The sequence below is a fragment of the Kitasatospora sp. MY 5-36 genome (genome assembly GCF_001182915.1).
Lineage (GTDB): Bacteria > Actinomycetota > Actinomycetes > Streptomycetales > Streptomycetaceae > Kitasatospora.
The window spans coordinates 1-1,272 of record NZ_LFVW01001229.1; the positions used below are offsets into that span (position 1 = coordinate 1).

General features: G+C 79.3%; 1 protein-coding gene. It reads right to left on the minus strand.

Features of this window, described 5'->3' with window-relative positions:
* Positions 1–1,272: YfhO family protein (locus tag AE652_RS41590; protein WP_049661207.1), on the minus strand; the 1,272-nt coding region annotated here is incomplete at both ends.

Consider the following 1,272-nt stretch of genomic DNA (forward strand, 5'->3'; position numbering starts at 1 on the left):
TTGTGCGTCGGCGCCCAGGGCCGCCCGGCGGCGGTCGCGGCGCGGGACGCGGGTGGGGCGCCGGGAGAGCCGGGCGAAGACCGCCACCAGGGCGAGGACGGCGGCGGTGGCGGAGGTGACGATGAGCCCCTCGGTGAGGCCGGGCGGGCGGAAGGCGCAGGCGACGCGGGAGGCGCCGTCGCCCAGCGGGACGCCGATCATGCCGAGCACCGGGACGGGGGCGAGACGTCGGCCGCCGTCCACCGCGCAGGTCCAGCCCTCGGCGGCCGGTACGGAGAGCAGCGCGGTGCCGGTGGAACCCGCCGGGAGGGTCGCGGTGAGGGTGTGCCCGCCCGCCTCGACCCGGGTGGCGCCGGTCGCGGTGAGCCGGGCGACGGCGGCCTCCAGCGCACCGGCCCGCAGGCAGCCGATCGGGCGGGCGGGCACCTGGCTCACCACGTCCGACCGCAGCGTCACCCGGACCACCCCGTCCGCCGGGACGGTCCCCAGCCGGTGGATCGGCACGGCGGTGGTGGGCTGCTCGCCGTCGCTGCGGTAGTCGGTGCCCAGGCCGCTGACCGTGCCCCGGTACCAGACCCCGTGGAAGTAGGCCGTCCCGCCCGGCGTGCAGGCGGCCGTGAACACCGTGCCCTCCCCACCGGCCGGCACCGACCAGCCGCTGGTGCCGTGCAGGGCCGGCGCCGGCCCGCCCGCCGGGACGGGCAGCGGGGCGTCGTACACCTGGCTGCCGAGCAGCGACTCCTGCCGGGACCAGACCGAGGAGGTCTCCGTCCGGGAGCCCGGCGGCAGCACGGTGACCAGCGGCGGCGCGGCGGCCCGCACCGGGGTGAAGCCGGGCGGCGGGGCGTCGTCGAGGTGGGTGCGGACGCCGAACAGCGCCTGCCCGACCGGGTCGGTGACGCTCGCGGTCTGCCGTCCGCCGGCCGTCCAGCCCGCGCCGAGGTCGTGCAGCAGCAGGGCGGTGACGGTCGGCAGGTAGCTGCTGAAGTAGCCGCCGCCCTGGCCGTTCAGCAGCAGCGGGTCGTTGGGGGTGAAGGCGTGCGGGCCGGGGTCGCTGCGGCCGCGCGGCCAGTCGGCGCCCGCCCGGACGGCCGCGTGCCCGGCCCGGACGGCCGCCGGGGAGACCCCGGAGGTAGGGACCGCGCCGAGCGCCGCGTACCCGGACCAGACGGCGTTGCCCAGCACCGCCCCGCCGATCACCCAGGTGGCGAGGGCGGTCGCCCGCCGGTCGGAGTGCCGGCGGTCCAGCAGCCACAGCGCGGCCGACAGGAC